Raw genomic sequence first — 21,549 nt, forward strand, 5'->3', positions numbered from 1 at the left:
TTTCGCAGTGCGAAATTTTGCAACCAGAGCGTTTGCCGACCTTTGCGAACACCGTGCAGCATACGATTGGGATTCCGGCTCCATCGAGGCGTCTTGGCTGGCCATATCTACGGGTCGACTAACAAAAATCCATCTTTTTAGCGATGCCTAAAAAAGCGTCACCAATATAACCTTTTTATGCAAGCAAAATCAATTGCTTAAAGAATCAGCAGCCAATGCCTGATCGCACTTGTTTTCAGGAGCAAGAAGGTGGAATTTTGAGCAGTTGCACACGCATGGTGACGTCCGCAACCCGTAATTGATTAACCGGGGGTAAATGAGGCTTGACTCATAAATGCTGCCATGCAGCTATTGCACCGCAGCATGAAAGTGCTGACGGCACTCGACAGGCCGTTTCCAGTCCTCATTGGAGAGTAAAATGGAACAGAATGTTGAAAAGCACGAGTACGAAACGCCAAGCCTGACGGTACATGGTTCCATTGAGACCATCACCCAGGGCGGCGGTGGCAGCACGGCAATCGACGCGTCGTTTCCCGCGCACACCCCAATTGGCGACCTGACGTTCTCCTGAGACTAGCCTGATCCTGGAGGAGTGACGTTGGGCCTCCGGGATTCAATAACATAAATGGAGCCGGGGATGAAAATCCCCGACTTTCCCTTTTTAACTGACGACGCGTAGATCGTGTGTGTAAACGAGGTTTTGGCATGAACTGGAACCCATCCGAGCGCGATTGCGTAACTGCCACTGGGGATGCCGTGGCTTGCGAATTTGGCGATGGCCTCGCGCTGCTCAACCTGAAATCCAATATCTATTACAGTCTCAACGGCGTCGGCGCGTTCATCTGGGAGCTGATCCAGGAGCCGAAGTCTGTCGCCGATATCCGCGGCGCCGTGCTTGAGCGCTACAATGTCGACGCCGAGCGCTGCAAGGCCGACGTCGACGCGCTGCTGAAAGGCCTGGCCGAAAATGGACTTGTGAGGCTGCAGCATGAGGCACTTGTCTAGGCAGGCTCCGCAAAAGGCCATGATCTCGCGGCAAAGACCTGCGATGGACCAAAGACCGAGGCCTGCGAAACGCCGGCCCAGCCGGAACTTGGCCAGGGTTCTGTCCCTGAGCGGCTCGGAAGTACTTTTCCTCTGCCATTGCCTGCTGGTGGTCGCGACCGTCCGGCTGGGACTGACATTGTTCTCCTACAACCGTGTTCGCGGCATGGTGACCCGGCTCAATGCGCGCCAGTGCGCCAGCATGGGCGAACTGCGGCTCGTTGCCTGGGGGGTTGCCGCAGCCGCGCGGTTCGTGCCGCGCGCCACCTGCCTTACCCAGGCGCTTTCGGCCAATACATTCTCGCGCGCCAGGGCAATGCCTCCAACATCCGCTTCGGCATCGAACGCGGCACGGGCGAGCAGTTGAAGGCGCATGCCTGGCTGATCAGCGACAACCATGTCGTGCTTGGCGGCTCCGTCGACGGCTTTGCGCATCTGGTCGACCACGGCAGCCGATGAGCGGCGTGGCCGGCATCCTGCTGCGACAGGGACCGCCGGCGGCGGACGGGGCGAGCGACATCCAGCAGATGCTGGCACGCATGCGCCATCGCGGCCCCGACGGGAATTCGTGGTGGCTGGACAATGGCATCGCGCTTGGCCACGCATGGCTCAACACCACGGATGAAGCCGGCCCCGGCCCGCTGACCATGGCCGGCGGCAAGCTCGCCATCACCGCCGATTGCCGGCTGGACAATCGCGACGAGTTGATGGCAAAGCTCGGCATCAGGGACAAGTCGGTCGCGGACGCGACTTTGGTGATGCGGGCCTATCTGCGCTGGGGCGAATCCTGCCCGGTGCACCTGCAGGGCGATTTCGCCTTTGCCATCTGGGACGCCGAGCGGCAGCTGTTGTTCTGCGCGCGCGACCATTTCGGGGTCAAGCCGTTCTACTATCACGCGGCGGACTGGCGTTTTGCCTTTGCCTCCGAGATCGGGCCGATGCTTGGCCTTGACGGGATCGGTGGGCGCATCAGCGAGCACCGCATTTCGGGATTCCTGGCTGGACTTCCCGACGACCCACAATCCACCCCCTACAGCGATATCTTCAGCCTGCCGGCGCGTCACAGCTTGACTGTCACCACGCAACAGGTGGTGCTGCGCCGATATTGGCAGATCGAGCCGTCGATGCGGCCAGTTCGGTCAGATGCGGCGGAGGAATTCGCCCATCTCTTCGCGCAATCGGTGCGCAATCGCATGCGCGGAAGCCCGTCGATCGGCGCGATGCTGAGCGGCGGCCTTGATTCCTCGTCGATCGCCTGCGTCGCCAGCCTGCAGAATGCCGCCGAGCGGAAACCGAAGCTGCCGACCTTTTCGCTGATTTTCGAGAAAGGCTCGCCGATGGACGAGCGCGCCTTCATCGATGCGGTGCTCGATCAGCAGAAGACCGACCCGACACTGATCCCTGTCGGCAATTATGCGCCCTTCGCCGAGTTCGAACGGGTGCTGGAGGAGCAGGAAGGCACCTTCCTAGCGCCGGGACTGACGCTGACCCGCGGCATCTACCGGACGGCGGGCGCCAAGGGCATCAAGGTGCTGCTCGACGGCCATGGCGGCGACGAGGTCGTTTCCCAGGGACATGGCCATCTGCACGAGCTTGCCAATGGCGGCAGGTGGCTGGACCTTTGGCGCGAGGTCCGCAGCGCCTCCAACACCTATGGCGACAGCACGCTCGGCCTCTATTTCCAGTTCCTGACCCTTTACGGACCGGCATGGCGGATCGCCAGGGCGAGACAGCTGGCGAACCGTGTGCTGAACAGGATACGCAAGCCCACGCAGCGCGGCCGCAGCTGGCGCGACCTGATCAATCCGGATCTGGCCAGGCGCACCGAGCTCATCGACCGCTTCCACCGGGCCGGCTACATGCCGCCCGGCGTCCAGGCCAGCGACGCGCTCAGCCATCGCTGGATCCTGTCGAATGGCTATGTGCCGCACTCTTTCGAGGTGCTTGACAAGGCGGCCGCCAATTTCGGCGTGGAGCCGCGTTATCCCTTCTGGGACAAACCGCTGGTCGAATTCTGCCTGGCGCTGCCGGGCGAGGAAAAACTCAGCCATGGCTTTGGCCGCTACGTGCTGCGCCGCGCCATGGAGGGCATCCTGCCGGCGGCGGTCCAGTGGCGACGCACCAAGATCGATTTCACCGCCAATCTGGTCAATGGCATGGTGCGCAACCACCGCGACCTGCTGGAACAGCTGCTGGTTTCGGATGCCGGCCGCATCGCGCCCTATGTCAACCTGCCACTAGTGAACGCCGCCTATGCGCGGCTGCTCAGCCAACCCGATCAGGCGGCCCCCCTCGATGTCCAGTATGTCTGGCGTTCGGCTTCGTTGTCCCTGTGGCTGCGGCAGGTCCAGCACGCCGGGAGCCCCGCATAATGCCCCGCACCCAGCCGCTCGCCGCATATCCTGGTGATCCTGCTCCTCATGGCGGGATGATGCGGGAGCGACGTTACTACCGGGCCTATGGCTTGATCATCGCGTCCGACGTGGCATTGCCCGAGCTGGAGCCGGCGGAGCCGGCGGCGGCGGATATCCTGATCGCGATCGGCACGATCGACATGCCGAAGCCTTCGCCCGAGACCGCGACAATCTTCCGCTTCGAGCCCGACCGGCAATATCTGGCATGGCATGCCGTCGGCGCCTTCCTGATCAGCGATTTCAGCCGCATCGACATCGAGCCGGCGCCCGGCGTCGACGACGCGCTGCTTGCCTTCCCGCTGCTCGGGCCGGTGATGGCGCTGCTGCTGCACCGGCGCGGCCTGCTCGTCCTGCATGCCAGCGCCATTGCAGTGGCCGGCAGGGGCGCCATCTTCATGGGTGACAAGGGCGCCGGCAAATCGACGACGGCGAGCGCGCTGATCCGGGCCGGTCATGATCTGCTTACCGACGATGTCGTGGCGCTGGATCTTGCCAAACCGGACGCGCCGATGATCGTTGCGGGCTTTCCCCAGATCAAGCTTGCCGCCGATGCCGCGGCCGCGATTTCGCTTGGCCAGGCAGAGGTGCGGCCGCAAGTGCATCCGCAGATCGAGAAGATGCAGCATCGCCTGCACGGCGCCTTCTCCGGCGGCACAGTGCCGGCGACCAGGATCTATGTCCTCGAGCGTGGCCAAAAAGCCGCGGTCACGGCGTTGCCCGGCATCGCGGCCTTGCCGGCGATCATCAAATTCTCCTATGTGACGCGGTTCGGCCGCGCGGCGCTGTCCGGCGATTTCGCAGCGCTGCATTTTCGCCAATGTTCAGCAATCGCTAACCATGTCGGCGTGTTCCGGCTGGAAGTTCCAACCGGGCTCGACAGGATTGGCGAGGCGGTGGAGCTGATCGAAACCGATCTGGCGGCCCAGGATCCGGTGGCCGGGGGTCTGGCGGCCAACCGCCGGCCGCGGTGAGCGCAATCATGTCGAAGTCCTCAATCCTTCGTCTGTCGCTGTTTCGCGATGTCGCCGCGTTCGGCGCCGTCATTGCCCAGATCGGCGGGCGGCGGACCTGGTCGGCGCTGCTGTTCCTGATGCTCGGCAGCCTGACGGAAGGCATCTCGATCCTGCTGCTTGTGCCGCTGCTGCACCTGGTCGGGCGCGCCGACCAGGATTTCGCGGTGCGGTTGCCGAACAATGATTTTGTGCGCTGGCTGGTGCCGGACGGAACGCTGCAGCTGACGACGGTGCTGTGCGCGCTGGTCGCGCTCGTTGCCGTGCAGGCCGCGTTCAACCGCTTCAAGTCGGTCTACATGGCGAGGCTTCTCTTTGATTTCATCAACCGTTTGCGCATGAACCTGTTCGAGAGCATCGGCAAGGCGCGCTGGGGCGTGTTCTCGCGCATGCGCAGCTCCGATCTCGACCATGCCCTGACCGGCGACATCGATCGCGTCCAGGGCGCCGCCTTCTCGCTGCTGATGCTGGTACAGATATCGGTGCTTTTGGTGGGCTATCTCGTGATCTCGATGTTCATCTCACCGGTCATGACGGCGTTTGCCATCGTCATCGGCATCGTGATGTTCGTGGTGCTGCAGCCGTTTCGGGCACGCGCCACCGCCTTTGGCCGGGTCCTGACCAGCAATCGCCAGGATCAGTACCGGACGGTTTCGGAATTCCTCGGCGGCATCAAGGTGGCCAAGAGCCTGAATGTCGAGACCAGCTATTTCGCGCAGTTGCAGGCGACGCTGGAAAAGATGAAGGCCGACAACATCGACTATGTCAGCAACAGCTCGATCGGCACCGCGGTGTTCCAGGTGGCGAGCGTCGTGGGCCTCAGCCTGTTCATCTATGTGGCGCTGGTCCGCTTCAACCTGTCGCTGGCCGAAATTGTCGTGCTGCTGCTGGTCTTCATGCGCATCGCACCGCGCTTCATGGACATGCAGACGCAGGCCCAGCAGGTGCTGATCAACCTGCCCGCCTATACGGCCATGCGCGGCCTGCAGGCCCGTTTCGACGCCGAGCGCGAGCCGGGCCATGCCGACGCTGGGAATGCCGACAAACTGTCGCTCGATACAGGGCTGAACATTCGCGGTGTCTCCTTCGGCTACGACGACGGCACCGGCAAGACGGTGGTGAGCGACATCACCTTCGGCCTGCCAGCCGGCAAGGTGACCGCCCTGATCGGCCCCTCGGGATCGGGCAAAAGCACGATCGCCGACATGCTGCTCGGTCTGCTCGAACCGACCGCCGGCAAGATCCTCGTCGACGGCGTCGAGATCGATGCCAGCAATCGCCGGCGCTGGCGCGATCAGGTGGCCTATGTGCCGCAGGACGTGTTCCTGCTGCATGACACGATCGCGGCGAACCTGCGTCTGGCCGCGCCAAAGGCCAGCGACGACGATCTGTGGACCGCGCTGCGCGCCGCGCATGCCGGCGAATTCGTCGAAAGGCTCGACCAGCGGCTCGACACGATCGTCGGCGACCGCGGCGTGCGCCTCTCAGGCGGCGAGCGTCAGCGCATCGCGTTGGCGCGTGCGCTGCTGCGCAAGCCGTCGCTGCTCATCCTCGACGAGGCGACCAGCGCGCTCGACTGGCAGAACCAGTCGCTGATCGCCAGGTCGATCGACGGATTGCGCGGCACGATGACCATCCTGACCATCGCCCACCGGCCCTCGATGATCGCTTTCGCCGACTGGGTTGTGGCGATGGAAGACGGCCGTGTCGTGGAAGTCGGACAGTATCAGCGGCTGAAGGCAAAGCCGGCGAGCCGGCTGTCGAGGATGCTGTCCGGAGAACAGTCGGAAACCGAACCTGCCAATGTGGCCTGAGATCCGATCCTTTCCGACGAAGACCTAATGCAGGCTGCGCCGGGCGCTGCCCAGCTTCTCGCCTTCGGTCACGTCAGGCGAGTTCAGCTTTCTCTCGGCTTCACGCAGCCTGTCAGCCGGCGTCGGCGCACTCCTTGCGATCATGGTATAGACGAGCACGAAATAGCCGGCCTGGATGATCACGGCGCAAATGATGACACGCAACAACGTCGTGCCCAGCGAAGCGCCGCCGAGCCAGGACCAGGCAACAACGATTGCGAGAGCGAAAATCATCCCAACGATGAATTTTGGAAGCGACATACCCAACAGCCCATAAACCGGCCCGGGTTATATCAAACGATAGCCCCACCCGAGCGCCGTCCCTTGTTCTGCGGGCTTGTAAAGGTGCCCGCTATCGACCGGTTGCTTCCGGCCTTTCAACCTGTCGCCACTCTGACAGGTATAATTTGCAATTCTATTAAGGCGAGCAGGAGGCGGCAAGGGCAACCGCACATATTTTTGATTGAGCTTGCGCGATCGACTCTGTCATGCTGCAACGCACACCACCGCAATTCACTCAACCTGCAGCCACCGGCCCTTTTCAGTACAACTCACAATATTGTGTAGTATTTTATGTTAATAGTCGCGAACTTCGCCCCTTCCTAAAGCACTAATATGTACCGTTCCCGGCCATCGAGAACGCCTTGCCCAAAAATCGCCCCAAAAAGATCCGCATTTTTTTCCGCTTGCCCATTTCTTGTCACAAATGTGCTAAGCATCCTGAAAAATGTGCATTGCTAGCTTATTATTTAGTCAATTCATGACGCGACTATTTCAACGGCCCGGGAAATTGTGTGTTGCGCTGCAGCATTTTTTTGGTATCGTGTGGTGAACCATTCGTTCAACGCATGGAGTTTCCGCATGAGGGATATTGCCAAGTCGGCCACGGCGGGCTTTTCGCAGGCTGACACCGATTTTCCGCCGCCGATCGGCGGCCTCATCAAGCGCAGCTTCGATATTGCCGGCTCACTGGTTGGTCTGATCGCTCTTAGCCCGCTGTTCATCATGATAGCGCTGCTGGTCAAATTTTCCGACGGTGGATCGATTTTCTACGGTCATCGGCGAATCGGTCGCGGCGGACGGATTTTTCCGTGCCTGAAATTCCGCACCATGGTTCCGGACGGCGACAAGGTGCTGGCCGCCTATCTCGCCACCAATCCGGACGCCAATGCGGAATGGATTGCGACCCGCAAGCTGAAGAACGACCCGCGCGTCACCCGTGTCGGCGCGGTGCTGCGGAAGCTCAGCCTCGATGAACTGCCGCAGATCATCAACATCCTGCAGGGCGATATGAGCCTTGTCGGGCCTCGCCCGGTGGTGCGCGACGAGCTGGAAATCTACGGCAGCGCCGCCGTCTACTATCTGAAGTCGCGGCCCGGTCTGACCGGCCTGTGGCAAGTCAGTGGCCGCAACGACGTCTCTTACGACAGCCGCGTCGCCTTCGACCGCCATTATGTCGAGAACTGGTCGCTGTTCGGCGACGTGCGAATCATCATCAAGACCGTGCCGGCCGTCTGGATGTCACGCGGCTCTTACTGACCGGCCGCCGGCACCAGGCATCCGGCGGCAAGCTCATCGGGCGATGGGGCTAAAACGGATCGGAACGTTCAGTTGAAAACAGATATGTTCGAAGCCTTTGGCAGCGGCCGCTTTTCCGGCCGCTCTCGGCTTATGGCCACCTGCCTCGCGATGTCGCTGGCTTTTCTTCCCCAGGTCGCCATATCAGGTGAATACCATCTCGGCTCGCAGGACAAGCTGACCATCCGCATCGCCGAATGGCAGACCGTCGAGGGCACGTTCCGCGACTGGTCGGCCGTGAACGGCGAATACACGGTCGGCCCGGGCGGAACGCTGTCGGTGCCGTTCGTCGGCGAGCTGCCGGCGGCCGGCAAGACCACGGCGGAAGTCGCGGCGGCGATCGGCGAGGCGCTGCAGCGCAAGCTTGCCCTGTCGGACAAGCCCGAAGCTTCGGTCGAGATGGCGCAGTTCCGGCCCTTCTACATCTCGGGCGAAGTGCAGAACCCCGGCCAGTTTCCCTATGTGCCCGATCTGACGGTGCTGAAAGCGATCAGCGTCGCCGGCGGCATGAGGCGCAGCACCGATTATGGCCCCCAGCTCGGCAAGGATCTGGTTACCGCCAAGGGTAATTTCGATATCTCCGACGACCAGCGCGTCCGGCTGCTCGTCCGGCGTGCCCGCATCGATGCCGATCTGGCCGGCAAGGCGAGCTTCGAGGCGCCCAAGGAGGTCGAGGGCGATCCACGACTGCCGACCATCGTCGCCGACGAGATGACGATCCTGACGGCAGATCAGAAGGCGCTGAAGCTGAAGCTCGAGGCGCTCGACGATCTCAAGGGTGTCCTGCAGTCCGAAATCGAATCGCTGCAGAAGAAGATCGTCAACCAGCAAAAGCAGGTCGACCTGGCGCAGCAGCAGCTCGCCAGCATCGGTCCGCTGGCGCAGAAGGGTCTGGTCGCCAATGCCAGGCTTCTGGATTCGCAGCAATCCGTCACCGACCTGCAGGGCAAGATCCTCGACTATGAGACAGCCATCCTCACCGCCAAGCAGGCGATCAGCAAGGCGACACAGGACGCCATCGATGCCCAGAACACATTGAGCTCGACCCTCGCCGCCGACCGGCAGCAGACCGAGGCCGATTTGAACGAGGCCGCGCTGAAGGTGAATATGCAGAAAGGCCTGATCGCCCAGGCCAGCGATCCCGCGACGACGGCCGCCATCACCAGCGACCAGCAGCCTACCCTGCTCTATTCGCTGGTGCGCAATGTCGACGGCAAGACCAGCGAAATCGCCGCCAAGGAAGACACACCGGTGCTGCCCGGCGACGTGATCAAGGTCAAGCTGGCGCCATTGGCCAGCCAGTAAGGCCCGGACTTCGGCGCGATCCAGCATTTCGATCCATAGCGCAGAGAATTTCAACCTCCGCCAGGCCCGCCTGGCGGAGGTTTTGCTATGTGCGATTTCAGGCCGCGAAACGATAAAGCACGGCGCCTTCGAAGGAGTTCAGGAGAATGTCATTACCCAGAGGGCCTATACGTTTTTGGGCGACTTTGTCTGGGCTCATGTCGGGTCGGCAGCCGCCGGGCGGCCGGCATGCCGGGGCCAGGCTGGCTCGCCCCTTGCCGCATTCGCCGGGTCGAAGGCTGGCGACCAGCGCGTGCGGGCGACCGGCAGCCGCGCCAGCTTGAAGTAGCTGAAATACATCAGGAAGGAGCCCATGATGTAGGGGTTGAGGACCTCGACCTCGACGAAGGAGCGGATGAGCAGCAGCACCATCACGCCGAAGAGCACCACCGATTCGGCCTGCCATGCCTTGAAGATCACCGTCGAGACATGGCCGTAAAGCGTGCGCAGCATGATCAACGAGATCATCACCGCCCCGGTGAAGCCGAGCTCGACAAGCGCCTCGACATAGGTGTTGTGGAAATGGAAGCCGGTGCGGGTGGTGATGTAGAATTCGTTCCACAGCCGCTCGGCCTCGGCAAAACCCTGCACCCAATAGGCGGCATAGCCGACGCCGAGGATCGGCGAACGCTGTGCGGCGTTCCAGCCCTGCTCCCACAGATAGGTCCGCCCGGTCAGCGTCGAATCCTTGCCGAAAATGCCAAGCACGAAGTCCATGAGCCCGAGATTGAGCGCAACAACGGCCACCACGACGATCAGGCCGGCGCCGACCAGGAAGATCACCCGGCGGTAACGCCGTGACAAAAGCTTGCTCATGGCAAGAAGCGTAATCAACGCCAGAACCGCCGGTATCGAGGCCATCGACGTGGCAGAATGCGAGACGGCCAGCACATAGGCCGACAACAGCACGACGGGCACCGTCAACATGAAGCTCAGCCGGCCACGCCGCAGAAAAACAAGGAACACCACGGAGAAATAGATGCCGAGCGAGCCGACAAAGCCGATCTGGTTCTTGGAGGCGAAGGCGCCGACGAAATTGTAGGTGCCGTCAAGGACGTCCTCGGAATAGGCCCCGACCTTGAGCGAATAGAGCATGACGAAGAAGATCCCGATCAGGGCGCCGAGCGTCAGGGTGCGCACGCTGACGGTGCGCGCCGCGACATAGGCGCAGGCGATGTGGACAGGTACTGGACCGCCGTTCTGGCGGTAACGCCGGGCGCCTGCGACCAGAAGATGGAAAAACAGATATAGGCCGCGAACAGCAGCGGCAGCCAGGCGCTGGACAGCTGCCGCAGGAAGCGCCGGTAATCGACCAGGATGAGCGGCAGCCAGACGGCGTAGTAGGCCAGGATCAGCACCTGGCCGAAAATGACCGAATAGGAGAACGCCCAGATCGAGACGGCCACGGCGAAGGCGCCATAGACCGAGTTCTTCTCGGGATCGACCAGCAGGGACTTTGGAATTTTCATCTCAGAGTCCCGCCGACGCAACCCAGGCCCGGCAGGCCACAAGCCGGCCGGCATATCCGCAAACAGGGGCGTGCAATAAACGGCATCTCCATTGTGCAGTGCAATATAACCTATCGCACCGCATGCTCAATGGCAAATCCGGTCACCTTGTCTTACAGGAACGCGAACGGGGAGAGATCAGCCGGTGGCCCGCCCCGCCACGGCCGCCTGGGTCAACGACGAGAACGCTACCACAACGCTCCGCCGGTGATCTGGATGTTTTCCATGGTGATGCCCTTAGCCAGGTCCGAGCACAGGAACACGGCCAGCGCGGCGATCTCCTGCGGCTGCAGCATGCGCTGCTGCGGGTTGCCCTTGGCGATCTCGGCCATTGCTTCCTCCGCGGTGCGCCCCTTGCCCTCGCGCTCGACGACCTGCGCCACATTGCGGCGCATGAGTTCGGTCTCGACCCAGGTCGGGCTGATCATGACGCAGGTAACGCCGTGGGCAGCCCCTTCCAGAGCCACGCAACGGGTCAGGCCAAGGAGCCCCGCCTTGGAAGCGCAATAGGCCGGATTGTCCTTCCAGCCGACGGAGGCGGCGGTCGAGCCGATGTTGACGATGCGGCCCCAGCCGCGTTCGATCATGCCGGAAAGCACGGCACGGGTGGCGCGGAAGGCGCCGGTCAGGTTGGTGTCGACGATCTTGTCCCACAGCGCGTCGGAATGTCCGCAGACCGGTTGCTCGGCGGTGGTGCCGGCCGCGTTGACCAGGATATCGGCAGGACCGATGGCGGCTTCGGCTTCCGCCACGAAACGGTTGGTGACCTCGCTGTCACGGACATCGAGGTGAGCAGCGTGCACCCTGGTGCCATGGGCCGACAGGGCCGCGCGCACGCGGCCGATTTCGTCGACGCCGGGATAATAGGCGGCATCGGATCTGTCGGCGCCGGCAGGCGCGATGTAGGAGCCGACGGCGACATTGGCGCCGGCTTCAGCCAAGGCGGTGGCAATGGCGAAGCCCATGCCCGAAAAGCCGCCGGTGACGATTGCACCGCGCCCAGCAAGGTTTGTCATCGCGTGCTTCTCCAATGGTTGGGGCAGGCAATCAGGTTCCGGAGTATTTGTCGACGCGGTTCACCTTCTCCTAGAGCGGCTTGCCCAGCCATTCGCGATAGAAGCCTTCGAGATCCGGCTGGAAATCATGCACGATGGGATAGCCGGGTGCTGCCGCTTCGACCTCATGCATGGTGCCGCACTGAGGGCAGATGAATTCGCGGATCTCCATCCACTGCGGATCGGGTATATCGCTGTTGGGATAGATTTCGCGCAGCGATTCCTCGGTGTTGCGCACGATGATCGAAGCCTTGAGCTTCCAGTTCTTGCGATAGTCGCCGAAGGAATGGCCGCACTCGCAGCGTGTCACCCGCTCATCGCCGCTCTGGCAGATGAACAGGTGATCCGAGACCGGCAGCAGGATCGGATCCTTCCAACCGACGCGGTCCTGCAGCACGGCGACATATTTGAAGAAGCGGTCGTCATCCTTGTAGGCGCTCATGACGCGGCGCGTCTGCGGCCAGGGCAGCGTGCCCGCGACCAGATCGGCGATGACTTCCTTGCTGTACGAGGTCATGGCTTTGCTCCCGGCGTGAAGATCGATCTGGCGTCGACACTCCAGAAATCGCTGAATTCCGTGGTGAAGCGCGACGACAGCTTGATCGCGCTGGCATACATTTTCTTCACCTCGGGGGCGAAGTCGGCCTTTTCGACACGGCTGCGCTCGGTGGCGATCCACTCGGAGACCGGCTTTGCCTGCGCAAGCCGCCTGGCGCGCATCTCGGTGCGGTGGCGCTTGGTGGCCTCGATGTTGGCGACGGGATAGCCGTCCTCGTCCTCATCCAGCATGATGCCGAAGATGCCCTCGGCCGCTTCCTTGGTCAGATAGCCGTTCTCGACATCCAAAGCCGTCTTGAGCGGATCGCGCTCCAGCACGTCGCCATAACCGCCGCCGCCATTGTAGGAATGGGTGAAGACGTCGCCGGTCTTGTGCGGGGCGGTGATGTAGGGCCCTTCCATCGTCACATGCTCGCCCTGCAGCCGCAGTTCGAGTTCGGAGCGATGCGGGTTGGTGCCAGTGTGGTGCGCCAGCGGCGCTCGTTTTTCGGCGAGTTCGAAGATGTTGGAGTTGCGCACCGCGCGGTGCTTCTGGCAGGTCGGCGCCGGATAGCCGCCGCACATGCCGCCATTGTCGAACACGCGGGAGGAATGTTCCGATGTAACCAGCCGCAGATGGTCGGTCTTCGAGACCAGCCAGGTCGAGACGAAGGAGCAGCCGCCGCGATATTTGCCGGCGCCGCCGGAATTGGGAACGATCGAGCGGCCGATATAGAGCATCGGCATGTTCTGTTCCCATACCTCGATATTGCCCATGTCGGATTCCGGGTTCCAGCCGACATAGGCGGTATCGAGCCCGTCCTTGATCGCCAGCGCGCCGGAGCCGGCGGCAGCGCATTCGAAATGCGCCATGCCGAACAGCTTGCCGTACTGGCTGGTGCCGCCCATCTCGATCATCGGGCTGTTGACCTGGCCGACGAAGGCTTCCTCGACGAAGCCGCGTCCGATGAAGGAGCGTGACAACAGCCGCTGGAACACGCCATAGGCCGGCAGCAGCAAGGCCCATGAGGTGGCGGTCGCCACCATCTCGTTGTCGGGGTTGGTCCAGGTGCCGTGCGGCAGTTTCAGCTCGGTCGCCATCCAGGCGCCGTCATTGACCAGGCCTTCGAAGTTCATGTGCTGGGTCAGGGTGACGAACATGCCGCCATCCATGCCGGCCGGGGTGCAGTTCATCGAATGGTAGCCCCAGGGCTGCGTGCCCTCGAAATCCATGATGATCTTGCCGTCGGTGGTGATCTCCATCTCGATCGGCATGTTGTAGAGCCAGTCGGGATCGCCGAGCGGCTGATAGCCTGGCTTGCCAGCGGTGACGTGGCCGTAAAAAGTGTGGCCGCGATAGATGCCGGGCACGGTGAGCTGGCGCGTGCGAGCGAGCTGCGCGCGGCGGCCTTCCTCGATGAATTCCTTCGACACTTTCATCCAGTAGTCGAGGCCGATCTCGTCGATCAGCGCCTTAACGCTTTCGCGCATGTCGATGCAGGAGGCGACCTTGGCCTTCTCGTCGAGCACCCAGTAGATCGGCATGCGCAGATTGCGCTCGCAGCGGATGACATAGTCGCGACGGATCTCGTCGTTCTCGCCGACCTTTTCGGCGCAGACGAACAGGCCTTCGGTGAAGCGCTCCTGGGCAAGGGCCACGTCGCCGCCGGGGGTGATGCCGCCGGCCTCAAGTTCGTGACAGACCGCGCCCGCCCAGCCGACCAGCTTGCCTTCATGGAAGATCGGCACCACGTCCATCACATCGGGCACCTGCACGGTGCCGATGAAGGCATCGTTGTTGGCGAAGATGTCGCCGTCGCGGATGCAGGGGTTTTCCTCGTAGCCGTTGCGGATCATCCATTTGATGAAGCGGCTCATCGTGTGCACATGCACCATGATGCCGTTGGAGAGCGCGATGGCGTCGCCTTCCGGCGTGTAGATGGCGACGACCATTTCGCCGACTTCACGCACGCCGGGCGAAGCCGAGATGCGGCGGGCCATTTCGCGCGCCGAGACGCAATAGGCGCGCAGCTTGGTGTGCAGTGTTTCGAACTTCAGCGGATCCTGGTTGCGCAGCGTGAGTTCGGTGATGCCGTCATAGCAGCCGGTCTCCTCCATGAGCCGTTCAGATTCGATCAGCCTTTCGCGGAGGCGGAGCGCGGAGGCGGGTTTGTCCAGCATGGCGTTCGCCCTTCTCAAGCGTGGGTGTAGTGCAGCAGCGTCCATTCATCGACATGGACACGGTCCTGCGGATGAACGACGAGCGTGGTGGCGGGATGTTCGATGATGGCCGGGCCGATGACCTCGTGTCCGGGCTGCAGACGATCCATCTCGTAGAGATTGGCCTTGTGCCAGCGCCCGCCGATATAGGCCTCGCGCACACCCTTGTGCGCGGCGGACGGGTCCGCCTTGCCGAGCGGGCGCTTCAAGAGCACCGGCTTGACCTTGTCGGCGGTGGCGATCAAGCCCAGCTCGGTGATCGAGAAGCCGGCTTCGCCATAGCGCGAGACGCGATGGTTGACCTTGGCGTAGACCGCTTCGAACTCGTCGATAACCCTGCGCATGTCGTCGGCCGATTGAATGGCCGACAGCGGCGCCATCACCTCGACGTCCTCAAGCTGGCCGGTGTAGCGCATCATCAGGAACGGCACGGTCTTGATCTTGTCGCGCGCATGACCGTCCACGATCATTTCGTCGACCGCCGCCCTGGTGAGATCGTCCCAGACATTGGTGACCTTCTTGCCGAAGGCGACCAGCTCGTCGTCGCTGGCGCGGGCACCGATGTCGTGCTGCGTCGACACCGAATGCCGGCGCATGAAATCGGCGGTGGTGCAGCCGAAGGCCGAGAAGGCGGCGGCGAACTGGAAGGTGATGATGTCCTTGAAGCCGATGCCCCTGGAGCAGCCGGCCAGATGCAGCGGACCCGAACCGCCATAGGACAGCAGCGTGAATTCGGAGGGGTGGATGCCCTGGCCGGAGATGACGCGGCGCAAGGCGTTGTTGGCGTCGGCCTCCAGCATGTCGATCATGCCTTCGGCGGCTTCCTCGACACCGACGCCAAGCAGGCGCGAGCATTTTTCCTCGAAGGCCGCCCTCGCCTTCTCGACCTGCAACACGACCTTGCCGCCGAGGAAATAATATGGATTGAGGCGGCCGAGGATGGCGTCGCAGTCGGCGATGGTTGGTTCGGTGCCGCCCTTGGCGAAGCAGATCGGGCCGGGATCGGAGCCTGCACTTTCCGGCCCGAGCGAGACCTTCTTGGTCAGCGGGTCGACCTTGAGGATCATGCCGGCGCCGGCGCCGATCGTATCGAGATGCAGCGTCGGCACATTGAGCTTGAAGCGGTCCATCAGCGGCTCGTTCTCGATCCGCGTCTGGCCACGGGTGATAACGCCCATGTCGAAGGAGGTGCCGCCCATATCCGAGCAGATCAGCGAATCGTTGCCGATCAGCTTGCCGACATAGGCCGCGCCCAGGATGCCGCCGATCGGGCCGGAGATCATGGTTTCGTGCAGGCGCGGGTGATTGATCGAGGTCAGGCCGCCGAAGGAGAGCAGCGTCTGCACGCCATATTTGAAGCCGTATTTCTTCGAGATGTCCTCGATACCCCTAAGCTGCTTGCGGCCGCGCGAGGTGGCGTAGGCCTCGATCAGCACCGAGTTCAGCCGCGACTGCTCGCGGATGACCGGGCGGACCTCGTGGCTGGTGTAGACAGTGATCTCGGCGCCGACCTTGTCGATCTCCTCGCGGCAGATCTCGGCGATGCGTTTCTCGTGCACCGGATTGACGTGCGAGAAGATCGTCATGATGCAGATGCCCTCGACCTTGTCGGCGATCAGCTTTTTGGCCGCAGCCGCGACCTCATGCTCATAGAGCGGCAGCACGATGTCGCCGAACTGGTCGATACGCTCGGTGACGCCATGGGTGCGGCGGCGCGGCACCAGCGGATCGGGATGGTGATGGGTCACCGCATGCAGGCGATCGGCATAGGAATAGTCGGCCCAGGCCTGCAGGCCGCGGCCATCAGGATCATGTCTTCCAGGCCCTTGGTGGTGATCAGGCCGAGGCGACGGCCGGTGCGCGACAGCAGCGTGTTGAGCATGCCGGTGCCGGAATAGAGCACGACATTGACGCCGGAAAACAGCGATTCCAGCGAGATACCCCAGGCATCCGCCGCGTCCTCGGCCGATGCCAGGAAGCCCTCGGCTTCGTTCTTCGGCGTGGTTGCCGACTTGCCGATCTTGAAGTGGCCGTCCTGATCGACAAGGATCGTATCGGTCATGGTGCCGCCGGCGTCGATGCCGATGACAATGGGGTTTGTAGTGATCTGGTCCACGGGTCGCTTTCCCTCTTCGAGAATGACCGCAGGCTAGATTCTCGGGGTCGGATCGCGCCATATGCCAAAAGACACAATGACGGGCAGGCGCGGTTCGCCGAGAAAAGGACATGCGCATGGGCAATATCTGGGCGCCGCTGGCCAAGGCGATCGCGGCCACCGGCACCGACCGGCATGTCGACTGCCTGATCGACCTGATCGGCGCCGACATTGCGCATGATTTGGTTACGGTCACCCGCTACTCGGCGACCAAGACGCCGGAATTCGTCAAGCACCGGCGTTTCTCGGACGAGATGGTGCGGCGCTATCTCGACAATTACTACGTCTTCGACCCGTTCTACGCCTCGTGGCGACGCGAGCGCCGTCTTGGCATCCTGCCACTCAAGGGACTGGCGGACGAAGAAGCCAAGCGCGGCCAGTACATAGCCGGCTTCCTGGCGCAGTCGGAAATCTGCGACGAGGTCGGCATCATGCTGGCCGATGGCGGCGACTGGTGCCTGGGTATCTTCCTCGACCGCTCGACCAGTTCGTTCAAGGACAGCGAGATCGCTCTCCTGGACGAGCGCCTGCCGGTGTTCGAGGCGCTGCACGCACTCGATATCAAGGCGCGCGGACGCGAGTTCTTCCGCACCTCGGCGCCGACCGGTCCCGGCGCTTCGCCGCGCCAGGAGCCGACCATCCCGGTGAGCCTGTGGCCGGAACTGTCGCTGCGCGAGCGGGAACTCGTCCAGTTGATCCTCGCTGGACATCCGACAGCGAACATCGCCGAGCGGCTCGGCATCACCGTCGGCACTGTCAAGAACCACCGCCGGCGCATCTATGAAAAGCTCGACATAACCACCGAACGGGAGCTTTTTTTGCAGTTTTTCCAGCACCGGTAGCGGCCTCCCTCTGCTGGCCTACCAATATCCCGTTCGGCGACTGCGATGCCGCCTTGAACTTGGTTGCCGTTGACTTCACATTCGCCGCCGATTGGGAGGAAGACCACATGCCGAACTTCGCGGGACGCTTTGCCGGCAGGTCGGCGGTCATCACCGGCGGGGCCTCCGGCATCGGCCTGGCGGTTGCGCAAAGGATTGTCGAGGAAGGCGGACGCGTCAGCGTCTGGGATCGCGATCCGGCCCAGATCGAACAGGCGAAAGCCGTTGTTCCCGGGCTGCATGGGGTGATGGTGGACGTTGCCGACGCAGCAACCGTCGAAAGCGCTGCCCGGTCGACCATCGAAACCCTTGGCGGCGTCGACATCCTGGTCACCAGCGCTGCCATCACCGGGCCGAACATGACGACCTGGGCCTATTCGGTCGAGGATTGGCAAAGGGTTATCGACATCAACATCAACGGCGTCTTCTACTGCAACAAGGCGCTGGTGCCGCACATGCTCGAGCGCAACTATGGCCGCATCGTCAACATCGCCTCGATCGCCGGCAAGGAAGGCAATCCCAACGCCTCCGCCTACAGCACGTCAAAAGCCGCGGTGATCGGCCTGACCAAGTCGCTCGGCAAGGAACTGGCCAAGACCAAGGTGACGGTGAACTGCGTGACGCCGGCGGCCGTGCGCACGGCGATCTTCAAGCAGATGAGCCAGGAGCACATCGACTTCATGCTGTCCAAGATACCGATGGCTCGCTTCGGCGAGGTCGAAGAGGTCGCGGCGCTGATCTGCTGGATCGTCTCGGAGGAATGTTCGTTCACGACGGCCGCCGTCTTCGACGTTTCCGGCGGCCGCGCCACGTATTGACCCGGGCCGGAACATCCCCACATTGGCCCGTGCAACTACAATTCCGCGTGACGATGCAACGATCGGAACTGGACAGGCGTAAGTCGCTGACGTCTGAATGGGCGGTGACACAACAGGGTTTGCGGGAAAGCCATGACACGACGAGACAGTTTGGTGATGCCCCATGGCCGCCGTACCGGGGCCTCGCGATCGACAGGAGCCGCGACCATCCGGCTGGAGTTTGCATCGCTTGCCTGAAGCAGATCCCGCCGCACTGTCCGATGACGAGCTTCTGGACCGCTACCAGCGCGCCGCCTTCGGCTATTTCCTGGAAAATGTGAACCCCGACAACGGCCTGGTCGCCGACACGTCGCGGCCGAACTCGCCAGCCAGCATCGCCGTCGTCGGTTTTGCCCTGTCCTGCTATCCGATCGGCGTCGAGCGCGGCTGGATGACGCGCGCGGCGGCGGTGGAGCTGACGCTTGCGGCGCTGCGTTTCTCGGCCAGCCCGCAAGGCGGCGGCGACGACGTCACCGGCCACAAGGGTTTCTACTACCACTTCCTCGACATGCGGACCGGGCTGCGCGTCTGGCGCTGCGAGCTGTCGATGGTCGATACCGCCTTGCTGATATCAGGCATGCTGGTGGCCGGCGCCTATTTCTCAGGCGAGAATGAACAGGAAGCCGAAATCCGGCAACTGGCCGAAGCGCTCTATCGGCGCGTCGACTGGCGCTGGGCGCAAGGCAGCACTCCGACCTTGCGGCAAGGCTGGAAGCCGAAGAGCGGCTTCCTCCACTATGGCTGGGAGGGGTACAACGAGGCGACCATCCTCTACGTACTGTCGATGGCCTCGCCCGACAGCCCGACCTCCAACGACAGCTATGAGGCCTGGACGGCGACTTACCAGTGGGAAAACATCTACGGCCATGACGTGCTCTATGGCGGGCCGCTGTTCATGCATCAGTTCTCGCATGCCTGGATCGATTTCGCCGGCATCCGCGACGCCTTCATGCGCGAGAAGAATTCCGACTATTTCGAAAACAGCCGCCGCTCGACCTACCTGCAGCGCGACTATGCCCGCCATAACCCCTATGGCTTTGACGGCTATGGCGAGAACCTTTGGGGGCTCTCCGCCGGCGATGGGCCGGGCGGCTTCCGCGCCAGCGTGGAACGACGGAGGCACCGGTTTTCCGGCTATGCCGCGCGCGGCGCACCGTTCGGGCCGGATGACGGGACGATCGCGCCATGGTCCTATCCGGCTTCGCTGCCCTTCGCACCTGACATCTGCCTGGCTGCCATGCGCCATCTCGGCGACCGCTACCCCGAAGTGATCGACAATTTCCGCCTGCCGAGCGGCTTCAATCCGACCTTGGCCAACCGGCGAAAATTCGGCCGCAACGGCTGGGTGTCGGAAGGCCATTACGGGCTGGACCAGGGCATCGTGGTGATGATGATCGAGAACCACCGCTCGCGCCTGATCTGGGAGCTGATGCGCTCCAATCCCCACATCCGCCGCGGCCTGGGCAAGGCCGGCTTCACCGGCGGCTGGCTGTCCCAGGCGACAGGGGACGGCGATGTCGCGTGAACGGACAAAGGCCACCACCTTCCCTGTCGACCGCAACGACGTCGACCTGATCCGAGCCGCGCATCCGCCGCACTGGAAGAACCCGGCCCCCGACGGCCAGTACAATCTTGTCGTCATCGGCGCCGGACCGGCCGGGTTGACCGCGGCGCGTGACGCCGCGAGTCTTGGCGCGAAGGTCGCGCTGATTGAGCGCGGGCTGATCGGCGGCGCCTGCGTCAATGTCGGCGGCGTCCCGTCGAAGGCAATCATCCGCACGGCCAGGCTCTATGCCGACATGCGCGATGCCGAGAATTTCGGCGGCGACACGCCGGAGCGTCTTCACGTCGACTTCGAGCGGGCCATGATGCGGATGCGGCAGATCCGGCAGCGGCTCAGCCGCATCGATTCTGCCTCGGCCATCGCGGCCGAAGGCATCGACCTCTATTTCGGCGAGGCGCGCTTTGGCGGACCGGACACGGTGGCGGTGGCCGATAAGACGCTGCGTTTCAAGAAAGCCCTGGTCGCGACCGGTGCGCATCCGAGCGGGCCGGCGATCCCTGGACTTGCCGAGGCCGGCTATCTCGACAATGAGAGCATGTTCAACCTCACAAAATGCCCTGAGCGGCTCCTGGTCATCGGCGGCGGGCCGCTTGGCTGCGAGACGGCGCAGGCCTTTTGCCTGCTCGGGGCGAAGGTGATCCTGGCGCAGAGCGATCCGATGTTCCTTCCCGGCGAGGAACGCGACGCCGCGCAGATCCTTTCGGACGCGCTGGCGCGCGAGGGGGTCGAGGTGCGCCTGAACACCGAAGTGGTGGCGGTGCGCAGGGAAGGCGGCAAGAAGCTCGCCGACCTTGTGCGGGACGGCGACACGACGACGATCTCCGTCGACGAGATCATCACCGGCGTCGGCCGTTCGCCGAATGTCAGGGGTCTCGGCCTCGAGGAGGCCGGGGTGGCGTATGACACCAAGGGCATCAAGGTGGACGATCACCTGAGAACCACAAATCCGCACATCTACGCGGCGGGCGATGTGTGTCTCGAATACAAGTTCACTCATACCGCCGAAGCGACGGCGCGCATTGTCGTGCGCAATGCCCTGTTTCGCGGGCGCGAAAGGCTCAGTGAACTCGTCGTGCCCTGGTGCACTTATACCGATCCGGAGATCGCCCATGTCGGGCTCTATCCGATCGAGGCACGCCGGAACGGCATTCCGGTCAAGACCTATACGGTGTTGATGCATGATGTCGCCCGCGCCGTGATGGACGGCGAGGAGGAAGGGTTCGTCAAGATCCATGTCCGGGAGGGATCCGACCGCATACTGGGGGCGACGGTCGTCGCCAGCCATGCCGGCGAGATGATCAATGCGGTGACGCTCGCCATCCGGTCGGGCATGGGATTGCATGCCCTGGCCGATGTTATCCATCCCTTCCCGACACAGGCACAAGGCATCAAGATGGCGGGTGACGCCTACAGGCGAACCCGTTTCACCTCCTTGCGCAGGCGTTTGGCGGCGCGCTGGCTGGCCTGGTCCAGACGATGAGCCTGGCCGCCCGCCGAGAGCTCGGGACGGAAATATTCAAAAGCAGGCA

16 protein-coding genes and 2 pseudogenes are annotated in these 21,549 nt (G+C 62.9%); 12 read left to right on the forward strand and 6 right to left on the reverse strand.

All coding sequences use genetic code 11. The features are described from left to right. Window positions 1–418: 418 nt before the first annotated feature. From AC0V8S_RS01310 to AC0V8S_RS01335, 6 genes are all read left to right on the forward strand, one after another. Entirely contained in the window at window positions 419–571 is a 153-nt protein-coding gene (locus AC0V8S_RS01310) for a lasso peptide (RefSeq protein ID WP_010913078.1), read from the forward strand. Window positions 572–705: 134 nt separating this feature from the next. Further along, window positions 706–1,005 carry a PqqD family protein gene (locus AC0V8S_RS01315; RefSeq protein ID WP_183455683.1) on the forward strand — a complete coding sequence of 100 codons (300 nt, stop codon included), beginning with the start codon at window positions 706–708 and terminating at the stop codon, window positions 1,003–1,005. A 231-nt stretch (window positions 1,006–1,236) separates the two neighbouring features. Further along, entirely contained in the window at window positions 1,237–1,503 is a 267-nt protein-coding gene (locus AC0V8S_RS01320; RefSeq protein ID WP_475436558.1) for a lasso peptide biosynthesis protein, read from the forward strand. Continuing rightward, entirely contained in the window at window positions 1,500–3,416 is a 1,917-nt protein-coding gene (locus AC0V8S_RS01325; protein ID WP_475436559.1) for a lasso peptide isopeptide bond-forming cyclase, read from the forward strand. Before AC0V8S_RS01320 ends, AC0V8S_RS01325 begins: the two co-directional genes overlap by 4 nt. Continuing rightward, window positions 3,413–4,429 (forward strand): phosphoenolpyruvate carboxykinase (ATP), encoded by a 1,017-nt coding sequence (locus AC0V8S_RS01330; protein ID WP_475438555.1) that lies wholly within the window; start codon window positions 3,413–3,415, stop codon window positions 4,427–4,429. The genes AC0V8S_RS01325 and AC0V8S_RS01330 overlap by 4 nt, the downstream gene beginning before the upstream one ends. Before the next feature lie 8 nt (window positions 4,430–4,437). After that, entirely contained in the window at window positions 4,438–6,282 is a 1,845-nt protein-coding gene (locus AC0V8S_RS01335) for an ABC transporter ATP-binding protein (protein WP_475436560.1), read from the forward strand. 24 nt (window positions 6,283–6,306) lie between these two features. Here the strand turns inward: AC0V8S_RS01335 and AC0V8S_RS01340 are convergent, their stop codons facing one another. Continuing rightward, complete coding sequence (locus AC0V8S_RS01340) at window positions 6,307–6,582, reverse strand: exopolysaccharide production repressor exox (RefSeq protein ID WP_475436562.1); 276 nt, start codon at window positions 6,580–6,582, stop codon at window positions 6,307–6,309. A 600-nt stretch (window positions 6,583–7,182) separates the two neighbouring features. On the opposite strand from AC0V8S_RS01340, the gene AC0V8S_RS01345 reads away from it, so the two are divergent. Then, window positions 7,183–7,860 (forward strand): sugar transferase, encoded by a 678-nt coding sequence (locus AC0V8S_RS01345; RefSeq protein WP_095200881.1) that lies wholly within the window; start codon window positions 7,183–7,185, stop codon window positions 7,858–7,860. 84 nt (window positions 7,861–7,944) lie between these two features. Further along, window positions 7,945–9,204, forward strand: coding sequence for a polysaccharide biosynthesis/export family protein (locus tag AC0V8S_RS01350; RefSeq protein WP_475436564.1), 1,260 nt, complete (start codon window positions 7,945–7,947; stop codon window positions 9,202–9,204). 195 nt (window positions 9,205–9,399) lie between these two features. Here AC0V8S_RS01350 and AC0V8S_RS01355 read toward each other — a convergent pair. From AC0V8S_RS01355 to AC0V8S_RS01375, 5 genes and pseudogenes are all read right to left on the reverse strand, one after another. After that, window positions 9,400–10,712 (reverse strand): annotated as a pseudogene (locus AC0V8S_RS01355) (O-antigen ligase family protein). A 227-nt stretch (window positions 10,713–10,939) separates the two neighbouring features. Next, complete coding sequence (locus AC0V8S_RS01360; RefSeq protein ID WP_183455671.1) at window positions 10,940–11,767, reverse strand: SDR family NAD(P)-dependent oxidoreductase; 828 nt, start codon at window positions 11,765–11,767, stop codon at window positions 10,940–10,942. A 70-nt stretch (window positions 11,768–11,837) separates the two neighbouring features. Next, window positions 11,838–12,323 (reverse strand): acetone carboxylase subunit gamma, encoded by a 486-nt coding sequence (locus AC0V8S_RS01365; protein ID WP_183455669.1) that lies wholly within the window; start codon window positions 12,321–12,323, stop codon window positions 11,838–11,840. Next, window positions 12,320–14,524: a hydantoinase B/oxoprolinase family protein gene (locus AC0V8S_RS01370; protein WP_475436566.1), complete on the reverse strand. Its 2,205-nt coding sequence runs from the start codon at window positions 14,522–14,524 to the stop codon at window positions 12,320–12,322. The genes AC0V8S_RS01365 and AC0V8S_RS01370 overlap by 4 nt, the downstream gene beginning before the upstream one ends. Before the next feature lie 14 nt (window positions 14,525–14,538). Beyond that, a pseudogene (locus AC0V8S_RS01375) lies at window positions 14,539–16,625 on the reverse strand (hydantoinase/oxoprolinase family protein). 164 nt (window positions 16,626–16,789) lie between these two features. Here AC0V8S_RS01375 and AC0V8S_RS01380 point away from each other — a divergent pair. The 4 genes from AC0V8S_RS01380 to AC0V8S_RS01395 all read left to right on the forward strand — a co-directional run bounded on the left by AC0V8S_RS01380 (window position 16,790) and on the right by AC0V8S_RS01395 (window position 21,500). After that, window positions 16,790–17,560, forward strand: coding sequence for a helix-turn-helix transcriptional regulator (locus AC0V8S_RS01380; RefSeq protein WP_183455663.1), 771 nt, complete (start codon window positions 16,790–16,792; stop codon window positions 17,558–17,560). Window positions 17,561–17,667: 107 nt separating this feature from the next. Then, on the forward strand, window positions 17,668–18,417 hold the full coding sequence (locus AC0V8S_RS01385; protein WP_183455661.1) for an SDR family NAD(P)-dependent oxidoreductase: 750 nt from the start codon (window positions 17,668–17,670) through the stop codon (window positions 18,415–18,417). A gap of 229 nt (window positions 18,418–18,646) precedes the next feature. Then, window positions 18,647–19,981: a glucoamylase family protein gene (locus AC0V8S_RS01390; protein ID WP_475436569.1), complete on the forward strand. Its 1,335-nt coding sequence runs from the start codon at window positions 18,647–18,649 to the stop codon at window positions 19,979–19,981. Further along, entirely contained in the window at window positions 19,971–21,500 is a 1,530-nt protein-coding gene (locus tag AC0V8S_RS01395; RefSeq protein WP_475436570.1) for a mercuric reductase, read from the forward strand. The genes AC0V8S_RS01390 and AC0V8S_RS01395 overlap by 11 nt, the downstream gene beginning before the upstream one ends. Window positions 21,501–21,549: the final 49 nt, after the last annotated feature.

The organism is Mesorhizobium oxytropidicola (genome assembly GCF_056174625.1).